Source organism: Streptosporangium sp. NPDC050284 (assembly GCF_044459525.1).
Lineage (GTDB): Bacteria > Actinomycetota > Actinomycetes > Streptosporangiales > Streptosporangiaceae > Streptosporangium.
In genome coordinates, this window is the sequence record NZ_JBITIZ010000008.1 from 284,542 (window position 1) to 303,155 (window position 18,614).

Annotated in this window: 14 protein-coding genes; 8 read left to right on the forward strand and 6 right to left on the reverse strand. The window is 68.3% G+C overall.

Annotation, left to right across the window (positions count from 1 at the left end; all coding sequences use genetic code 11):
- Together pta and ACIBH4_RS20860 are read left to right on the forward strand one after the other, a co-directional pair.
- Complete coding sequence (gene pta / locus ACIBH4_RS20855) at positions 1 to 2,046, forward strand: phosphate acetyltransferase (protein ID WP_362765689.1); 2,046 nt, start codon at positions 1 to 3, stop codon at positions 2,044 to 2,046.
- Entirely contained in the window at positions 2,043 to 3,368 is a 1,326-nt protein-coding gene (locus ACIBH4_RS20860) for an acetate kinase (RefSeq protein WP_362507975.1), read from the forward strand. The genes pta and ACIBH4_RS20860 overlap by 4 nt, the downstream gene beginning before the upstream one ends.
- A gap of 263 nt (positions 3,369 to 3,631) precedes the next feature.
- Here the strand turns inward: ACIBH4_RS20860 and ACIBH4_RS20865 are convergent, their stop codons facing one another.
- A complete protein-coding gene (locus ACIBH4_RS20865) occupies positions 3,632 to 5,065 on the reverse strand; it encodes an aldehyde dehydrogenase (RefSeq protein ID WP_362507978.1) in 1,434 nt (477 codons plus the stop codon).
- A 525-nt stretch (positions 5,066 to 5,590) separates the two neighbouring features.
- Between ACIBH4_RS20865 and ACIBH4_RS20870 the strand changes: the two genes are divergently transcribed.
- Positions 5,591 to 6,457 carry a hypothetical protein gene (locus tag ACIBH4_RS20870; protein ID WP_362507981.1) on the forward strand — a complete coding sequence of 289 codons (867 nt, stop codon included), beginning with the start codon at positions 5,591 to 5,593 and terminating at the stop codon, positions 6,455 to 6,457.
- Between the two features lie 321 nt (positions 6,458 to 6,778).
- Positions 6,779 to 8,251, forward strand: coding sequence for a DUF1996 domain-containing protein (locus ACIBH4_RS20875; RefSeq protein WP_362765686.1), 1,473 nt, complete (start codon positions 6,779 to 6,781; stop codon positions 8,249 to 8,251).
- A gap of 440 nt (positions 8,252 to 8,691) precedes the next feature.
- On the opposite strand, the gene ACIBH4_RS20880 is transcribed toward ACIBH4_RS20875, so the two are convergent.
- Together ACIBH4_RS20880 and ACIBH4_RS20885 are read right to left on the reverse strand one after the other, a co-directional pair.
- Positions 8,692 to 10,806: a cellulase family glycosylhydrolase gene (locus ACIBH4_RS20880; RefSeq protein WP_362765684.1), complete on the reverse strand. Its 2,115-nt coding sequence runs from the start codon at positions 10,804 to 10,806 to the stop codon at positions 8,692 to 8,694.
- Positions 10,803 to 10,985 carry a hypothetical protein gene (locus ACIBH4_RS20885; RefSeq protein WP_362507990.1) on the reverse strand — a complete coding sequence of 61 codons (183 nt, stop codon included), beginning with the start codon at positions 10,983 to 10,985 and terminating at the stop codon, positions 10,803 to 10,805. Before ACIBH4_RS20885 ends, ACIBH4_RS20880 begins: the two co-directional genes overlap by 4 nt.
- A gap of 295 nt (positions 10,986 to 11,280) precedes the next feature.
- On the opposite strand from ACIBH4_RS20885, the gene ACIBH4_RS20890 reads away from it, so the two are divergent.
- On the forward strand, positions 11,281 to 12,849 hold the full coding sequence (locus ACIBH4_RS20890; RefSeq protein ID WP_362765750.1) for a glycoside hydrolase family 43 protein: 1,569 nt from the start codon (positions 11,281 to 11,283) through the stop codon (positions 12,847 to 12,849).
- The gene (locus ACIBH4_RS20895; protein WP_362507993.1) at positions 12,833 to 13,957 is read left to right on the forward strand and encodes a LacI family DNA-binding transcriptional regulator; all 1,125 of its coding nucleotides are present in this window, start codon (positions 12,833 to 12,835) and stop codon (positions 13,955 to 13,957) included. Before ACIBH4_RS20890 ends, ACIBH4_RS20895 begins: the two co-directional genes overlap by 17 nt.
- A 37-nt stretch (positions 13,958 to 13,994) precedes the next feature.
- Here the strand turns inward: ACIBH4_RS20895 and ACIBH4_RS20900 are convergent, their stop codons facing one another.
- The gene (locus tag ACIBH4_RS20900; protein WP_362765682.1) at positions 13,995 to 14,426 is read right to left on the reverse strand and encodes a hypothetical protein; all 432 of its coding nucleotides are present in this window, start codon (positions 14,424 to 14,426) and stop codon (positions 13,995 to 13,997) included.
- 80 nt (positions 14,427 to 14,506) lie between these two features.
- Here ACIBH4_RS20900 and ACIBH4_RS20905 point away from each other — a divergent pair, with 80 nt between their 5' ends.
- Positions 14,507 to 15,031 (forward strand): hypothetical protein, encoded by a 525-nt coding sequence (locus ACIBH4_RS20905; protein WP_362507999.1) that lies wholly within the window; start codon positions 14,507 to 14,509, stop codon positions 15,029 to 15,031.
- A 31-nt stretch (positions 15,032 to 15,062) separates the two neighbouring features.
- Here ACIBH4_RS20905 and ACIBH4_RS20910 read toward each other — a convergent pair whose 3' ends face one another.
- Positions 15,063 to 15,449, reverse strand: coding sequence for a hypothetical protein (locus ACIBH4_RS20910; RefSeq protein ID WP_362508002.1), 387 nt, complete (start codon positions 15,447 to 15,449; stop codon positions 15,063 to 15,065).
- Between the two features lie 626 nt (positions 15,450 to 16,075).
- Between ACIBH4_RS20910 and ACIBH4_RS20915 the strand changes: the two genes are divergently transcribed.
- Positions 16,076 to 17,500 (forward strand): arabinofuranosidase catalytic domain-containing protein, encoded by a 1,425-nt coding sequence (locus ACIBH4_RS20915; protein WP_362765679.1) that lies wholly within the window; start codon positions 16,076 to 16,078, stop codon positions 17,498 to 17,500.
- Positions 17,501 to 17,652: 152 nt separating this feature from the next.
- On the opposite strand, the gene ACIBH4_RS20920 is transcribed toward ACIBH4_RS20915, so the two are convergent.
- Positions 17,653 to 18,600, reverse strand: coding sequence for a helix-turn-helix domain-containing protein (locus ACIBH4_RS20920; RefSeq protein ID WP_362508009.1), 948 nt, complete (start codon positions 18,598 to 18,600; stop codon positions 17,653 to 17,655).
- Positions 18,601 to 18,614 lie beyond the last annotated feature (14 nt).

Below are 18,614 nucleotides of genomic sequence, written 5' to 3' on the forward strand. Positions count from 1 at the left end.
ATGCGAAGCATCTACGTTGCGGGTCTTGGGCGGGGAGACGGCAGACAGATCGTCGAGCTCGGCATGATGGAGCTGCTGAGCGGGCGGGCCGACCGCACGGGGGTGTTCCGGCCGATAACCGGTGGCGGCGAGGACCGGGTGATGGAACTGCTTCGGGCCAGATACCGTCCCGCGGCCTCGGCGACCGGGGTGAGCGCGGAGGAGGCCGCGGAGATCTACGCGGAGCGGGGCGCCGAGGAGCTCATCGGCCGCCTGGTCGCCCGCTTCCACACCCTGGAGCGCGAGTGCGACGCCATGCTGGTGCTCGGCAGCTTCTTCGACACCGACGACCTGCCGCGCGAGCTCGCCTTCAACGCCCGCCTCGCCGCCGAGTTCGGCGCCCCGATGATCGTGGTGGTGGGCGCGCACGGCGACGACGCCGAGGAGATCGCGACGGAGATGCGCACCGGCTACCAGGTCTTCTCCGACCTGGGCTGCACCGTGCTCGCGGTGATCGCCAACCGGGTGCCCGAGGGCACGGTCATCGAGTGCGACCTGCCGGTGCCCCACTACGCCGTGCCGGAGCACCCCTCGCTGTCGGCGCCGACCGTCGGGCAGGTCATGCGGGCCGTGGACGCCGAGCTCATCCAGGGCGCCGAGGACGGCCTGCTCCGCGACGTGCTCGGGTTCGTCTTCGGCGGGGCCACGCTCCCGGTCTTCCTTGAGCACCTCGTAGACGGCGCACTCGTGATCACACCGGGCGACCGCGCGGACCTGCTGCTGGTCTCGCTCGCCGTCGAGGCGGCCGGTACGGCGAGACCCGCCGGAGTCGTCCTCACCGTGGGGGAGCGGCCCAGCGAGGCCGTGATGGAGCTCACGGCCCGCCTCGCGCCCGGCGTGCCGGTGCTCGCGGCCAAGGAGGGCAGCTTCGCCGTGGCGACCACCCTCGCCGAGCTGGAGGGGCGGCTGACCGCGGACAACCCCCGCAAGATCGAGACGGCCCTCGGCCACTTCGAGGCGCACGTGGACGCGACCGGTCTCGCCGACAGGATCGAGCTGACCCGCTCGGAACGGGTCACCCCGATGATGTTCGAGCACACCCTGCTGGAACGGGCGCGGGCCGACCGGCGCCACATCGTGCTGCCCGAGGGCGAGGAGGACCGCATCCTGCGAGCGGCCGACATCCTCCTGCGGCGCGGCATCGTCGACCTCACCCTCCTCGGCAGGGAGGACGTGGTGCGGCGGCGGATCGGCGACCTCGGCCTCGACCTGTCCGGCGTGACCGTCGTCGACCCGCTCACCTCGCCGCTGCGGGAGTCGTTCGCCGAGGAGTACGCGGCGCTGAGGGCGCACAAGGGGATGACCTTCGAGCCGGCCATGGACGTCGTCGCCGACGTCAACTTCTTCGGCACGATGATGCTGCACCGGGGCATGGTGCACGGCATGGTCTCCGGAGCCGCGCACACCACGGCCGCCACGATCCTGCCCGCCTTCCAGATCATCAAGACGGTGCCCGACACCTCGATCGTCTCCTCGGTCTTCTTCATGTGCCTGGCCGACCGGGTGCTCGTCTACGGCGACTGCGCGATCAATCCCGACCCCGGCGCCGAGATGCTCGCCGACATCGCGATCTCCTCGGCCCGTACGGCGAGGCGGTTCGGCGTCGAGCCGAGGATCGCGATGCTCTCCTACTCCACCGGAGAGTCGGGCAGCGGCGCCGACGTCGACAAGGTCCGCGCCGCCACCGCCCTGGTCGCCGAAAGGGCACCCGACCTACTGGTCGAGGGGCCGATCCAGTACGACGCGGCGGTGGACGCCAGGGTCGCCGCCGCCAAGCTGCCCGGGTCGCGAGTCGCCGGCCGGGCGACCGTGCTGATCTTCCCGGACCTGAACACCGGCAACAACACCTACAAGGCCGTGCAGCGCTCGGCCGGAGCCGTCGCGGTCGGGCCCGTCCTGCAGGGACTGCGCAGGCCGGTCAACGACCTGTCGCGCGGAGCCCTGGTCACCGACATCGTGAGCACCGTCGCCATCACCGCCGTACAGGCGCAGGAGGTCACCGAATGAGCGAACGAGTCGCGCGGACGACCGAGGTCTCCGGCCTGGACGGGGGTGCCGGCCGTAGGAGTGACGCGGGCCGGGTGGGTGACGCGCTCCGAGGGAGTGGTGCGGTTCAGGGGAGTGGTTCGGTGGTGGGTGGTGACGCGGGTCGGGGGAGTGGCCTGGAGAGGGAGGACGGCGGGGCCGGGGAGCCGGGCCGGGTGCTCGTCCTCAACTCGGGGTCCTCCTCGCTGAAGTACCGGCTCCTGTCCGGCGCCGAGCGGCTCGCCTCGGGAACGGTGGAGCGCATCGGCGAGCCCGGCTCCCCGGTACCCGACCACCGGGCGGCGCTGAGGGTCGTCGCCGAACGGCTGTCCGCCACAGGCCTGGGACTCGACTCGCCGGAACTCACCGCGATCGGGCACCGGGTGGCGCACGGGGGGACCGCCTTCACCAGGCCCACCCTCATCACCGACGAGGTGGCGAGAGGGATCGAGCGGCTCATCCCGCTCGCGCCCCTGCACAACCCCGCGAACCTGGCGGGCATCGAGATCGCCCGGCGGCTCCGCCCCGACCTGCCGCAGGTCGCCGTCTTCGACACCGCCTTCCACGCCACGATCCCCCCGGCCGCCTCGACGTACGCGATCGACCGCGAGGTGGCCGCGCGGCTGGGCGTGCGGCGCTACGGCTTCCACGGCACCTCACACGCGTACGTCTCCCGACAGGCCGCACTCCTCGCCGGCGGGCCCGAGGCCAACGTGATCGTCCTGCACCTCGGCAACGGGGCCAGCGCCTCGGCGGTGTCCGCAGGGCGGTGCGTGGACACGTCCATGGGCATGACCCCGCTCGAAGGGCTCGTGATGGGGACCCGCAGCGGCGACCTGGACCCGGCGGTGGTCCTCTACCTGGCGCGTACGGCGGGCATGTCCCTCGACGAGATCGACGCGCTGCTCAACCGTCGCAGCGGCATGCTCGGCCTGTGCGGGGACAACGACATGCGCGCGGTGACGGAGCGGGTGGCCGCGGGGGACCCCGACGCCGAACTGGCCCTCTCGGTCTACTGCCACCGGCTCCGCAAGTACGTCGGCGCCTACTACGCCGTCCTCGGCACGGTCGACGTCATCGCCTTCACCGGCGGTGTCGGCGAGAACTCCACCCTGGTCAGGGAGCGGGCGCTCGCCGGTCTCGGGGCGCTCGGCATCGCCGTCGACCCGGTGCGAAACGCCCGCGGCGACACGCTCATCTCCGCCGACGGCGGGGCCGTGAAGGTCGCGGTGATCCCCACGGACGAGGAGTTCGAGATCGCCCGCCAAACTCTTTCCGTCGTTTCCCGAACCTTTCGCGGCTGAAAGACGTCTATCACGACAGCGGATGGATCGAATCCGCCGTGAGAAGTACACGGGACCCGAATCATCGTTCGGGGATCGTCGTAGGCCATACTTCTCGTAGTCGGATGGTCGCCCAGCGTCGCGGGGGTGCGTTGGGCGGCCGTCCGGCGGTGTGCCCGTACGGCTCGTCGCGAGCCGTACGGGCACACCTGGGGGTGGTCAACGAACCGACCCGGCAACCGCGGAAAGGTGTGCGCCGTACGGGCACACCTGGAGTGGTCCCCTCAGCCCAGACGGGCGATCGACTTGTACTCCAGATAGGCGGACAGCCCTTCCGGGCCCAGTTCGCGGCCGAGGCCGCTGCCCTTGAAGCCGCCGAAGGGCGAGCTGTTCTCGATCATGAAGAGGTTCACGCCGTAGGTGCCGGTGCGCACCTGGCGGGCGATGTCCATGCCGCGCTCGGTGTCGGCGGTCCACACCGTCCCCGCCAGGCCGTAGTCGCTGTCGTTGGCGATGCGGACCGCGTCCTTCTCGTCCTCGTACGGGATCACGGCCAGGACCGGCCCGAAGATCTCCTCGCGGGCGATGCGCATCTCGTTGGTGGCCCCCGCGAAGACGGTCGGCGCCACGTACCAGCCGCGGTCGTAAGGACGCTCCAGGCCGCCGACGACCGGCTTGGCGCCCTCGTCGATGCCGATCCTGATGTAGCTCTCGACCCGCTCCTGCTGTCGCTTGGCGACCATCGGGCCGATGCCGGTGGCCGGGTCGGCCGGGTCGCCGACCGGCATGCCCCGCACCATCGCCGAGACCGCGTCCACGACCTCGTCGTAGCGGTTGCGCGAGGCGAGGATACGGGTCTGGGCGACGCACGCCTGGCCGTTGTTCATCAGCGAGGCGATCGAGAGGAAGCCCATCGCGGAGGGCAGGTCGCAGTCGTCGAGGATGATCGCCGCGGACTTGCCGCCCAGCTCCAGGGTGCACCGCTTGAGCTGCTCGCCGCAGATCGCCGCGATGCGCCGTCCGGCGGCGGTGGAGCCGGTGAAGGCGACCTTGTCCACGTCGGGGTGGGAGATCAGGTACTCGCTCGTCTCGCGCCCGGCGGCGACGATGTTGACGACGCCGTCGGGGATGCCCGCCTCTTTGATCATCTCGGCCAGCAGGTAGGAGTCGAGCGGGGTCTCGGGCGCGGGCTTGACCACGACCGTGCATCCCGCGACGAGGGCCGGGGCCAGCTTGATCATGATGACGAACTGCGGGACGTTCCACGGGACCACCGCGGCGACCACGCCCACCGGCTCGCGGCGGACGGTCACGCTGCCGAACGTTCCTGGGCGCTCCTCCTCGACGGGGAAGGTCTTGCCCAGCTCGGCGTAGTACTGGAGCATGCCGAGCGGTTGCGGGGCCTGCGCCAGCTGGGAGAAGGTGATCGGCGAGCCCATCTCCAGGGTGATGAGCTCGGCGATCTCGCCCTGGCGGGCCGCGTAGATCTCGGCGAGCCTGCCGACGACGGCCGCGCGCTCGGCCATCGTCATCCGGGGCCACGGGCCGTGGTCGAACGCCTGACGGGCGGCGGCCACCGCCCGGTCCATGTCGGCGGGGGTGCCGTCGGGGACCCGGCCGACGACCTCCTCGGTGTGAGGGGAGACGACGTCGATGACGCCGGTTCCCGCGGGGGCCACCCAGTCGCCTCCGATGAAGAGCGTGTCGTGCTGGCGCATGATGTGTTGCCTCCTGGTGGGCGGGCCAGAGTCGCGATTCTCGGATGGTCTCATCCGCCGGGGAGGGCGCCACGCGCCCTGCCGATGCTTGAGACGCTGTTTGAGACCGAATCATGTTCTACCGCTGATGACAAGAGTCGCCGGACGTCTCCGGCGTCCTCGTGGCGTCTTGGCCGGGTCCTCGCCGGATCTTCGTCACACTCCCCGCCGCGCTCTTCGTGATGTTCTTGGCGGCGGCCTTTGTGGCGGTCTTGGTGGTGCTCTTCCCGGCTCTTCCCGGTGCGGATGGCGTGGTGTGTTCTGTGCGAGGATTCACCGGAGTGACGGGAGTTGCATGTCCTGCAGCGCTTGGTTAAATCACCCTAAAGAGGCATATAGTTCACCAATGGTGCGCGAGTTCCTTCGTTCCGGTGGCGAGCGTCAAGATCGCCTTCTATAGTTTCGCTCCGTCTATGAGGGTGCTCCGGAGGTGAGCGAAGCGTGAGGCCGACTCGCGCAGCCGCATTGGCTGTAACACTCACCGTGATGCTCCTGTCGCCCGCCGTCGCCGGAGCCGCGCCCCTCCGGACCGCCAGGCCCAACCCCGAGGCCGAGCTCAAGAGGCTCACTCAAGAGGCCGCCGCGATCAACAAGAGTTACCGCGGTCAGGTGCAGAGCCTGGAGGAGACCCGGGTCCAGGCCGGCAAGGCCACGACCACCGCCAAGGGCCTCAGGCGCGCCCTGGCCAGGGCCGAGACCGACGTCGTGCGCTTCGCCCAGACCGCCTACATGGGCGGCGCCCTCGACGACGGCAGCCTGCTGAGCTTCCAGGGCGACGCCAACCAGGCCCTCAGTCAGGCCGCCACCATGTCCCACCTGGCCAGCCGCCGAGCCAGCCAGCTCAACCGGGTCAGGGACCTCATCAAGAAGGCCAAGACCGCGGAGAAGTCCGCCGACACGAAGATCGCCAAGCTCAAGAAGGACATCGCCGACCTCAAGCGACAGCGGGTCAGGATCGAGAGACTCCTGGCCAAGTACGGTTTCCAGACTCCCTCGGGCAACGGCGGCCTGACCCCCCGCACGGTCACCATGCGCAACCTCGTGCTGCAGAACTTCCCCATGCCCTACGGCTACGGCTGCCTGCGCCCCGGCGACCCCGGCGAACACGGCAGCGGCCGGGCCTGCGACTTCATGATGAGCTCCGGCGGCAGCGTCCCCGCGGCGGACGCTCTGGAGCGCGGCAACCGCCTCGCCCAGTGGGCCATCGACAACGGCAACCGCCTCGGGGTCATGTACATCATCTGGCAGCAGAAGTACTACGACGTCCGCACGGGCGCCGGATGGAAGATGATGTCCAACCGAGGCGGCAACACCGCCAACCACATCGACCACGTCCACATCTCGATGTTCTGAGCTGCCGGGCTCCTGACCTGCGGTGATCTCATTGTGATGGCGGAGCATGTGGAAGCCGTTCTCACGCGTCGTCGGGATGCCCGCCTTGATCAGGGCGGGAATTCCGGCAGCCGAAGCCATTACGGGCGGCACGCCGATGACCGCCCGCAAGGCGCCTTTGCGGAAGACGGACCGGGCACGGGACGGGCAAGAAAAGTTTCGAGCTTTCCCGAGGTTTTCGTTATCCGCCCGTGGCCTGAGGGTCTCCTTTGTGGCGGCACATGCGAGCGCCGCCAGATGTCCCCTCCGAGATTTCCCAACAGGACAAGGACTTCATTCACTATGAGCACAACCGCCTCGCGCGGCATCCGAGCCGGACGCGCGTCCGTCGTACGCCAGGTCCGCCGCCTGTCGCTGGCCGGTGTTCTCGTCAGCCTCCTGGGCGCCTCCATGGTGAGCGTCATCTCCCCGGCCGCCGCGGCCGAGGTGCCCCTCTCGCAGGGCCGTACCGCCATCGCCTCCTCGGCGGAGCGCGGTGACCTGTCGGCCGCGGCCGCCGTCGACGGCAAGGCCGGCACCCGCTGGGGCAGCAAGTTCAGCGACCCACAGTGGCTCGCGGTCGACCTCGGCAGGTCCACCGCCATCAAGAAGATCGTCATCAACTGGGAGAACGCCTACGCGACGGCGTTCCAGATCCAGACCGCCGCCGGCGGTGACGGCCCCTGGAAGACGGTGCACAGCACCACGGCGGGCAAGGGCGGCGTCCAGACCATCAACCTGTCGGCCACCGGCAGGTTCGTGCGGCTGTACGCGACCAAGCGGTCCAGCCAGTACGGCGTCTCGCTGTGGGAGTTCCAGGTCTTCGGCACCGGCTCGGGCACCACGAACCCGACCTCGACTCCGAAGCCGACCATCACCGCGACGCCCAAGCCGACGTCCAGCGCCACCCCGACCAGCACCGCGCCCGCCGCCGGCTGGGTGCCGGTGAACCAGGCCGCGTGGAAGAAGGCCCTGGACATCTACAACAAGGTCGCGCCCCAGGCGGTCCCCGCGGGAATCGTGAGGGTCCCCGAGTTCCACACCAACTGCACGGTGGCCAACGAGGCCAAGGACGACCCGATCGTGCTGCCCGGCCTGGTCGGCGCCTCCCACCTGCACACCTTCTTCGGCCCGAAGGTGTCGGCGAACACCACGACGGAGGACCTGCTCAAGAGCGCCACGACCTGTGACGCTCTTGGGGACAACAGCGCCTACTGGGCACCGACCCTGCTGAAGAACGGCAAGCCGGTCCCGATGAAGAACTTCCGCGTGTACTACGGCTCCCGGCTCAAGGACCCGTCGGAGGTCGTGCCGTTCCCGCCTGGCCTGCGCGTGGTGCAGGGCGACGCGAAGCGGCAGGTGGCGACGCCGAAGGGTGCCTCCGGCCAGTTCTGGTGCGCCGGCAGTGCGGAGACCGGCCGTAGCGCCGACGGCAACTGGCCCGTCTGCGCCCCAGGCGGCAACCTGATCTACCAGCTGACATTCCAGGATTGCTGGGACGGCAAGCACATCGACTCGCCCGACCACAAGTCGCACATGGGGCCGGCCAAGAACGGCACGTGCTCCGGTGACTACCCGGTCGCGGTCCCCAACCTCTCGTTCATGCTCGGCTACGACTCTCTCGGCGGTGACGGCCTGGCGCTGTCGTCGGGCCTGCCGTCCTCGATCCACGGGGACTTCATGAACGCGTGGACGCCGGAGACGCTCGGCGCGCTCGTGAAGGTCTGCCTCAACGCGAAAGCCAAGTGCGGCACCACGCCGGGTTGGGGTCGCTGACCGATCCCCGCCACCACCTCGCATGACATGCCGTGCCGGCGGCCCCGCCTCCCGTGGGGCCGCCGGCACGGCCGCTTGGCGGTGATCCCGCGTTCCGCGGGGCCGCCGGCACGCTCGTTTGGCGGTGATCGGCCAACGCCCTCGCCGGTACCACCAGTACGAACAGTGCGACGACGGCTCACACCGGCGCGCCACCGCGATTCCCCTCGACGCGGCCCGGCCGTCAGAGGTTGTCCACCGGAGGCCTCGACTATTGAATCCGGGGTATCGCGGTCGGTCACGTCCCGGTGCGGCCGCCACTTCGAGAGATCACCGCAGGTCGGTCGCGATGACAGATCAGGTCTCGATGCTCTGAGATTGCTACAGGTACCGGTACCTGTAGCAATCTCAGGTCGAAAATGGATACCGGTACCTGTTCTACCGCTGTTGAGGGACCGCTGTCAGGTGGTGGCGCCGGTTACGGTGCTTCCGGACTTGGTGATGTAGTACGTGAGCTGCTTTCCACTCCAGAAGTGGAAGGTCAGGGTGATGCGGCCGTCGTTGACCTCGGCGAAGAACTCGGGCTTCAAGATGATGCTGTTCGCGTTGTAGTCGGGCTGGAAGCTCTGCCAGAACTCCTTGTAGGTGGTCCAGTTGGCCGGGCCGGCGGGGCTGCCGTCGGCGTACTTGGCCTCCATCGTGGCGAGCTGGTCTCCGCGGAACTGGGTGGGAATGGTGAACGAGCCGGTCGTGCCGCTGGCGGCGGACTGGGTCGGTGTGTCGGAGCTGATGATGCTGATCGACCACGGCACTCCCTGGGAGAACCGGGCCTCGATGGTGGAGTTCACGCCGTAGGCGCGGTTTCCGGCCAGCCGGGTGAGGGCCGAGGCGGTGAGGGTGAGCGTGTTGCCGGAAACGGTGTAGTCGGTGCCCTGGGCGAGGTTGGTGCCGCCCTGCCGCAGGCCCTGGAACGTGGTGCCGTTGGGGTTGAGCGTGAGTGTCCGGCTGGTGATCGTGCCGGTCCGTGGCAGGTACACCTGATCGGAGGAGGCCGTCCCCGAGCGTGTGGTCCAGCTCGCCTTGAACATGTCGTAGACGCCTTGGTCGCGCCACTTCAGTTCGTCGCGGTTCAGGAACTGGCCCGCGTCCCAGACCATGGTGGTGAGGTTCCGGATCCGGGCGTGATATCCGACCGCCTCCAGGTACTTCAGGAACTCGCCCCGCTCGATGATGCCGGGCCGGGTGTGATCCCAGCTGAGGAGTGCCCACTCTCCGATGATCACGGGGATTCCGCGGGAGACGAATGTGGTCCGTACCCGGTCGAAGGAACCGACGAGGTCCTGTTCGACATTGCTGTCATATCGGGTGCCACCCGCGATGTTGACGCTGAACGGCCACCAGCCGTAGAAGTGGACCGTCGCGGCCAGGTTGGGATCACGCAGCGCGGTGATGGTGGCGTTCAACGCGTCCAGCCGAGCCTGCTCGCCACTGGTGTGCAGGGTGGGCAGCACGAGAAGCCGGGTGGCGTTGCCTCCGCCCGACTGCCGCACGAGGTGGACGAACTCCGTGTTGAAGGTGTTCGTCACCTGGTCGCTCTGGTCGTCTCCGGACGTGCCCGCGAACTGCGGCTCGTTGATGCTCTCGAACACCAACTTCGGCGAGTGGTTGCGGAAGGTGCCGGAGATCTGCCGCCACAGGGCCTTGTACCGATTCATCACGGTTGTGGAGTCGGCCGGGTAGCCGTTGATCCACTGCCATGAGTCGTGGTGGAGGTTGATCATCACGTAGAAGTCCTCGGCCAGCGACCAGTCGACGATCTGACGGACGCGGTTCAGCCAGGCGGTGTCGATGGTGTAGTCCGGTGCGGGGCCGTGGTGGTTGCTCCAGGTGATCGGCAACCGGATGCTCTTGTACCCCTGGGACCGTACGTGCCGGAGCAGGGTCTGGGTCGTCAGCGGATTGCCCCAGGCGGTCTCGTCGGGAATCGCGTCGAGAGTGTTGCCCAGGTTCCAGCCGGGTTGCATCGCGGCCACGGTCGCCATCGCGTTCCCCGGCTGCGGGGTCGGCGAGGGGGAAGGGCTCGGCGAAGGCGACGGCGAAGGCGAAGGCGACGTGGACGGGGACGTGGACGGACTGGGAGACGGTCCGACGTTTCCCGAGCATGTGACGCCGTTGAGGGTGAACGTGGCGGGCGCGGTGTTGCTGCCCGACCATGAACCGTTGAAGCCGAAGGAGACCGAGGCGTTGGTCGCCACGGTCCCGTTGTAGCTCATGTTCGCGGCGGTTGTCTGCGCCCCGGACGAGGTGGTCGTCGCGTTCCATGCCTGGGTGATCTGCTGTCCCGATGGGAACGTCCAGGCGAGCCGCCAGGTGTTGACCGGGTCGCCGAGGTTGGTGACGTTCACGTTGGCGGTGAACCCGCCCTGCCATTGGGACGAGACCGTGTACTCCACGCGGCATCCGGCAGCGGCCTGGGCGTTGAAAGCCGTCATCGTGCTCACTGTGAGCAACGCGATCACGGTGGCGAGGGCCGCGCCGATCCGTGAGCGGGCTCTTCGTAACCTGTGCGGTTTCACGGTTGTCCTCCTTCGGGCGCGTCAACCTTTGACGGCGCCGATCGGCACTCCTTCGATGAAGTGGCGTTGGACGAACGGGTGGGCGGCGCGACGCTGAGGACGACGACAGCCGTCTTGATCGCCTCGGTGGGCGGCGCGGTGGTGTCGGCGGAAGCGCCGGAGTTCAAGGTGGCCACCATGCGAGCTCCATCCGATTGGAGAGAAACTTTCTGGCGGTTTGAGCGAAAACATTAAATAAGGAGGTGGAGTGGTGCTGTCTATCCCCGGGCGACATGCTCGATGAGAAGGCCCAGGTTGGACGCGGCCGGCCCTGCACTGATCTGGAGGACAAAAGAGCAGGCCAAGAGCCTCATAGGCTCCGCCGTGGTGGTCGCCCGCAGCGACGAGGGGCGAGGAACGAAGAAAATTTTCTGGCTGTGATGCGCTGAATGTTTCAGACTGGTGATCATCCGATGAAGGAGCTGGCGAGTGAACATGCGGAAACCTGCGGCGGACCTCTGGACCGACGGCACGTTCGTCAACCCGGTGATCTCCGGCATGCACCCGGACCCGAGCATCTGCAGGGTCGGCGACGACTACTTCCTGGCCTGTTCCAGCTTCGAGTACTTCCCCGGCGTACCGATCCTGCACAGCCGGGATCTGGTGCACTGGGTACAGATCGGCAACGCCCTGGACCGGCCGAGTCAGTTGTTCCTGCCGCCCGACACCCCGTCGTCGGGCGGTATCTACGCGCCGACGTTACGGCACCACGATGGCCGCTTCTGGTTGATCACCACCAACGTCGGTCCTGACGGCGGTGCCATGTTGTTCTCCAGCATCGACCCCGCGGGACCGTGGTCGGATCCGGTCCACGTGCCCGGGGTCGGTATCGATCCCGATCTCGCCTGGGATGAGGAGGGCCGGTGCTGGTGCACTTTCGCCGGGATCCAGCAGGTACGCATCGACCCGGAGACCGGGCACCATCTCGGCCCGCTGCGACCGCTGTGGTCCGGCACGCCCGGTGCCCAGGCTCCCGAGGCTCCGCACCTGTACCGCATCGGAGAGCACTGGTACCTGCTGATCGCGGAAGGCGGGACGGAGCGGGGCCACGCCGTGGCGATCGCGCGTGGGCCCGCGCCCGACGGGCCCTTCGAACCGTGCCCCGCCAACCCCATCCTCACCCACCGGGGCACTGCGCTTCCCATCCAGAACACCGGGCACGCCGACCTGGTCCAGGCCCCTGACGGGTCGTGGTGGATGGTGCTTCTGGGCGTACGCCCGCGCGGAGGGACGCCGGGTTGGCACGTGCTCGGCCGGGAGACCTTCCTGGTTCCGGTGACATGGGCCGACGGATGGCCCGTGGTCGGTGAGGTCGCGCCCCTCATGGCGGCGCCGCCCTGGCCGCCGCACCCCGTCGTCGTGCCGCAGAGGGACGACTTCGACGAGGAGGTCCTGGACCCTCGTTGGATGTCGGTACGTTCGCGGCCGGTCGGCGATTGCTCGACGACGGAACGACCTGGATGGCTCACCCTGCATGCCCGCGACGTCTCGCTCGACGGTCCGGGCGTCACGTTCGTCGGCCGACGTCAGGAGCATCTGTCCTGCCGCTCGCGCGTTCTGATCGACCCCGCCGAGGGACGCGGCGGGCTCGCGGTCCGCCTCGACGAGCGCCATCACTACGAGATCGAAGCCGAGGACGGAGAAACGCGGGTCATCGCGCGGATCGGCCCGCTTCGCACCGTCGCGGCCGTCCGTTACACGTCCCCTGGGCCGGTCCGGCTTCGAATCGACATCATCGCCACCCGGCAGGAGGAGCAGCATCCCCGGAAAGAACCCGATAAGCTCCGTTTCGGGATAGAAGACACAGACGGCGGGTTCGACGTGCTGGCCGAACTCGACGGCAGATACCTGTCGACGGAGGTCGCCGGTGGCTTCACCGGGCGCGTGATAGGTCTCTACGCCGCGGCGGGCACCGTCCGGTTCGACTGGTTCGACCACGAGTCGCTCGACGAGGACGCACGGCGCCGTTCAAGCGAAACCCGACGGGTTGTCCTTGCGCCGTGACCAGGCCCGCGACGGCTCACCGGGCGAGAACGAAACAGCGAAGAAGGGGGCCACGTTGTCGTACGCCGAGGCGGGCGGCCCGGTCGCAGACAGAGAGCACCCCGCAGGCGACCCCACGCGTCCCGTGACCATTTCCTACATCGCGGAGACCGCCGGAGTGTCCGTTCCGACGGTCTCCAAGGTCATCAATGGCCGTGCCGGTGTCTCCGCTGACACCCGTGCCCGAGTAGAGGCGCTGATCAGCGAGTACGGCTATCGGAAGAGTAACCGTAAGAACATGATGGAGCTCGTCTTCGGCGAGCTTGAGGACATGTGGGGCCTGGAGATCATCCGAGGAGTCGAGCGGGTGGCCCGTGAGCAGCGAGTAGGTGTCGTGCTGACGGAGTTCGGCCCTCGCCAGGATTCCACGGAACATCCGATCGACGAGACCCTGGCCCGCCGCCCGGCATGCGTCGTGACGGTGGCCCAGCTGTCGGAGGAACAGCGGAACCAATTGCGGGCCAAGGACATTCCGTTCGTGGTCTTCGACCCCACCACCGAACTACCGGACGGTGTCCCCTTCGTCGGAGCGACCAACTGGGCCGGCGGACGGTCGGCCACCCGGCATCTCATCGAACTGGGCCACCGGCGCATCGCGATGATCGCAGGCCCGGACCGTGTCCTGTGCTGCCGCGCCAGGCTCGACGGCTACCGCTCCGCCCTGGAGACGGCGGGCCTGTCGATGGACGACAGCCTCGTCGTACGTGCCGAACTCACGAGAGAGGACGGCCGTGAGGCGGCGATCAGACTGTTGGGAGGCAGGGAGCGGCCGACGGCGGTCTTCGCCTGCAACGACCTTCAGGCGCTCGGGGTGTACCAGGCTGCTCGCGAGCTGGAATTGCGGATTCCCGGAGACCTGAGCGTGGTCGGCTTCGACGATCTGCCGGTCGCCGCATTCGTCGACCCTCCGCTGACCACCGTCCACCAGCCACTGACCGAGATGGCCGTTACGGCCACCGAGTTGGCGCTCGCTCTTGGCCGCGGCGAGGAAACGCAGCAGGTCGGCCTCGAACTGGCAACCACGCTGACGATCCGGGAGAGCACCGCCCCGCCGCACCACGATGACTGACCGGTCGGTAGAGGAGACCGTTCGCTCAGGTACGCCTTCAGAACGTGATGAATCCATACAACGCGAGATGGTTCGACTTCGTGCCGCCCACCGTGTGGCCGATGCTCGACGGTTGCACGGCACCCTTGACGAACAGGTAGTCGATCTTTCTGGAGCCGGAGGTCGCCTTCGTGCCGTAACCGGTCATGCCGAAGCCGCCGAGCGTCGTCGGGGCGATGTCCGTGCGATTGGCGTCGATCCCGATCACGCGGATGGTCGACGCGTTCATCGGGTTCGTGGCGTCCGCGCCGATATGGATGCCGGATTTCGCGATGCCCGCGGAGCCCGCGCCCGCGCAGGCGTTCGCCCCGTTCTGTTCCGGGAGGTGCATGGTCGCGGCGAACACCGGTGTTCCCGTCGCCTTGATCGATGATCGAATGGCATTGCCGCAGACTACCGATTCTCCCGGCGCTGACAAGGCGAACGCCACAGATAACGGACGATGGTCTCGTCCCGTGTTAACTCCTCCCGGAACGATCTCTCAGGGCGTCGCGACGGTACGGTGTGCCGATGGGGGACATCTACGAACTCGTGCTGTCGGTGAACATTCGTGCTGACGTGACCGACGACGAGCTCGCCGAACTGCGGTGGCACATGGGGCAGGGGCCACGACCTGAGCGGCTGCCGATCGGCTCTGACCGATATGTGGAAACCTGTCCACTCGGTGATCCCGACGACCCCGATTGCGAGTGGGAAGACGCGGATGTGGAGCCCGTGTTCGCGCAGCGAGGCGCTGCCTGGCGGGTAGGGGGTGCGCTCGTCGCCGAGTTGGTCGCGCGAGAGCGATCGGACGGCTGGGCGCTGACGGTACGCCAAGAACTCCATCCCGACGACTTCTACCGGCTCAGGACACTGCTGGACTGGCTCGGCCGGTGCTCGGTCGGCGCACCTGCCGACGGTGTCGAATCCTTCGTCGGCTACCTGCGCTTCCACGAGAGCATCGAGATCGCGCCACTCGTTCTCGTGGACGGGCGGATTCGCATGCCGGAGGACATCGAATCGCATACTCCGCACTGGGAGGACGCCACGCTGTGACCGTGATTCGCCGGAAGGCCGAGAGCCGCGGCTACTGACCCCGGAGCGCGGTCACGAGGAAGGGGATCAGGTACCGGGGCGGTTCGCCCAGGAGCACGGCCAGCTCGTTCTCGGTGACGCTGAGGGTGAATGCCGAGCCTCGTTGGCCAGGGTTCCATCCCTGTTCGACGGCCCGCCGGATGCATCCGGTGACGAGGGCGGGGCGGACCGCGATCGTCCGTTCTCCGAGCCAGTTGTCCGGCCGGGCGCAAGGAAGCGACACCGCGAGAACACACCCCGGCTCCTCGGCCCGCTCAACGGTGACGGTGAGGGGACTCCAACCGTTGCCCTGGTGGTAGGTGGGCTTGTGCCGGACGCGCCAGCGGAAGGCGGTGCCGTCGACGCTGATGAGCCGTGAGCCCTTTCCGGGCATCGCCACGGGCGCCTCCAGTTGTTTTGCGCATGATAACGTTCCTCCGAAAACAGCGTACTCGTCGGTCCGTTAATTTGCCGTGGATAATGCACCTGACGAGTGTTGGGGTTACCTCGTTCCGGATGTCACGATCGGCTCGGCGGGTCGCGTCCGTACGGAAAAACGCCGATGCCGAACCTGTTGAAGTCGTTCGTGAGATCCTTGTCGGGTCCTGCGGCGTCCGCGGTGCACCGCGAGTGCATGCGGAGTTGACGCCGGAGTCGGGAGTCTGACATCGCGCCGCTGGTGAGCGGGCCGCTGGGGACCTCGCGGGCGATGGCTCACCGCCTGGCGGGCGCGACGGATGAAAGTTTCACGATGTCTCATCGTGATGGTGAGAGTTTGCCGCGGCAAGAGTCCAGGTAATGCGCCGAGTGCGCTCGGATGTCCGAGAAATTCGGCCCACCCTATTGACGCGAGGATCTCCGTCGAATGTACTCCACAGTATCTTCAGCCGCGAATCGCTGTCAGACGGGCCATTTATGTTAGCGCTAACATCGCGACCTGGCCTGTCGTCCCGGCGCCGTCCGATCGCGATTTCTTCATCGAGAGAAGAAGGCATGATGTTTTTCGGGACCCTGAGAAGGTCGCTCGTGATCGGTGCGAGCGCGCTGATCGCCATGACGTGGCCAGTCGGCGCCGGTACGGCCGAGGCCGCGGCGGCACAGTCATGCGACATCTACGCCGCGGGCGGCACGCCGTGTGTGGCGGCGCACAGCACGACCCGTGCGCTGTACGGCGAGTACAACGGTCCGTTGTACCAGGTCAGGCGCGCCTCGGACAACGCCACCCGCGACATCGGCGTGCTGAGCGCGGGCGGATACGCCAACGCGGCCGCGCAGGACTCGTTCTGCTCCGGCACGACCTGCCTCATCACCATCATCTACGACCAGTCCGGCCGCAATAACCGGCTCACCCAGGCGCCGCCCGGCTTCTGGCCCGGCCCCGGTCCCGGCGGATGGGACAACCTCGCGAACGCGACCGCGGCGCCGATCACCATCAACGGGAACAAGGCATACGGTGTCCGCGTGGAGCCCGGCACCGGCTACCGCAACAACAACACCAACGGGGTCGCGACCGGTGACCAGCCCGAGGGCATCTACGCCGTCGTCGACGGCACGCACTACAACCAGTGGTGCTGCTTCGACTACGGCAACGCGCAGACGGACGGCCAGGCCGACGCCCGCGGCATCATGGAGACCGTCTACTTCGGCGCCAACAAACAGTGGGGGTACGGGGCCGGAGCCGGTCCCTGGATCATGGCCGACATGGAGTGGGGACTCTTCTCCGGGGTGAACGCGGGCTACAACAACCTCCCGTCGATCAACCACCGCTTCGTCACGGCCATCGTCAAGGGCGAGCCGAACCACTGGGCGATCCGGGGTGGGAACGCGCAGTCGGGCGGTCTGACGACCTACTTCGACGGACCGCGTCCCAGCGGCTACCACCCGATGAAGAAGGAGGGCGCCATCCTGCTCGGTATCGGCGGCGACAACAGCGTCTCCGCCCGCGGCACCTTCTTCGAGGGCGTGTTGACCTCCGGTTATCCGACGGCCGCCACCGAGAACGCCGTACAGGCCAACATCACCGCCGCCGGTTACGCGCCTGCGGGCGGCGGTAACCCGCAGCAGAACGTCCAGATCGTCGGCGGTCAGTCCAACCGTTGCATCGACGTGCCGAACTCCAGCACCGTCAACGGCACCCAGGCGCAGATCTGGGACTGCGGGAGCGGCACCAACCAGCGGTTCACCTACACCGCGGGCAAGCAGTTGCAGGTGTATGGCAACAAGTGCCTGGACGCCTACGGGCAGGGCACCGCGAACGGTACCCAGGTGGCCATCTGGGACTGCAACGGTCAGGCCAACCAGCAGTGGAACGTCAACGCCAACGGCACCGTCACCGGCGTGCAGTCCGGCCTGTGTCTCGACGCGAACGCCGCAGCCACAGCGAACGGCACGAAGATCATCCTCTGGTCCTGCAACGGCCAGGCCAACCAGCGATGGACCCTGCGCAGCTGACGCCGACCAGCCGGTTCGGCGCATGAGGGCGATCGGGTGAAGCGCCTCGGGCGGAGGTCCGGACACCTGGGAGGGCTACGGCTCCCCGGGACGGGCCTTCGCCCGCTGTCGTGAATACGCGGCCGGGACGGTTTCGAGGTCGGTGAGTGGTCTCACGGTCGGAATGTGCGGCGGTAGGTGTCCGGCGGTACGCCGATCGTGCGGTGGAAGTGGCGGCGCAGGGTCGTCGCCGTGCCCATGCCCGCGGCCGAGGCGATGGCCTCGACGCTGTCGTCCGTGCTCTCCAGCAGTTCCTGCGCGCGGCGGATCCGCTGAGTCAACAGCCACTGCAGCGGGGTGGTGCCGGCCACCGAGCGGAAGTGGCGGGTCAGGTGGCGCGAGCTCATGTTCGCCTGGCGGGCCAGGTCCTCAACGGTGAGAGGCTGGTCCAGTCGTCGCATCGCCCAGGTGAGCAGCTCGGCCAGGGGGTGGCCGTCCTGGGCGGGCACCGGTGTGGTGACGAACTGGGCCTGGCCGCCGGCCCGGTGGGGCGGTACGACCAGGCGGCGGGCGACCACGTTGGCGATCGCGGAGCCGTGGTCGCGGCGCACCAGGTGCAGGCACAGGTCCATCGCCGCGGCCTTGCCCGCGGATGTGAACACGCTGCCGTTGTCGACGTAGAGCACGTCCGGGTCGACCTCCACCCGGGGGTAGCGTGCGGCCAGTTCCTCGGTGTGAGCCCAGTGCGTGGTCGCGCGCAGCCCGTCCAGCAGGCCGGCGGCGGCGAGCACGAACGCGCCCGTGCACAGGGAGACCACCCGCGCGCCCGACGCGTGAGCCGCGCGCACCGCCTCGACCAGGTCGGCCGGCGGGTCCTCGTCGACGTCCACCAGGGCGGGGACGATCACGGTTTCGGCGTGCGCCAGCCGGTCGAGCCCGCAGTCCGGCTCCAGCAGGAACCGGCCGACCCGGACGGCGTGCGTGCCGCACACCCTGACGTCGTACCAGGGGCCGGGCAGTGCGGCCGGGGCGGAGCCGAAGACCTCGTAGGCGAGGGCCAGCTCGAAGTGCAGCATCCCGTCGGTGGCGGCGACCGCGACGGAACGCGGGACAGGGCTCATGTCGGGAATTGTAC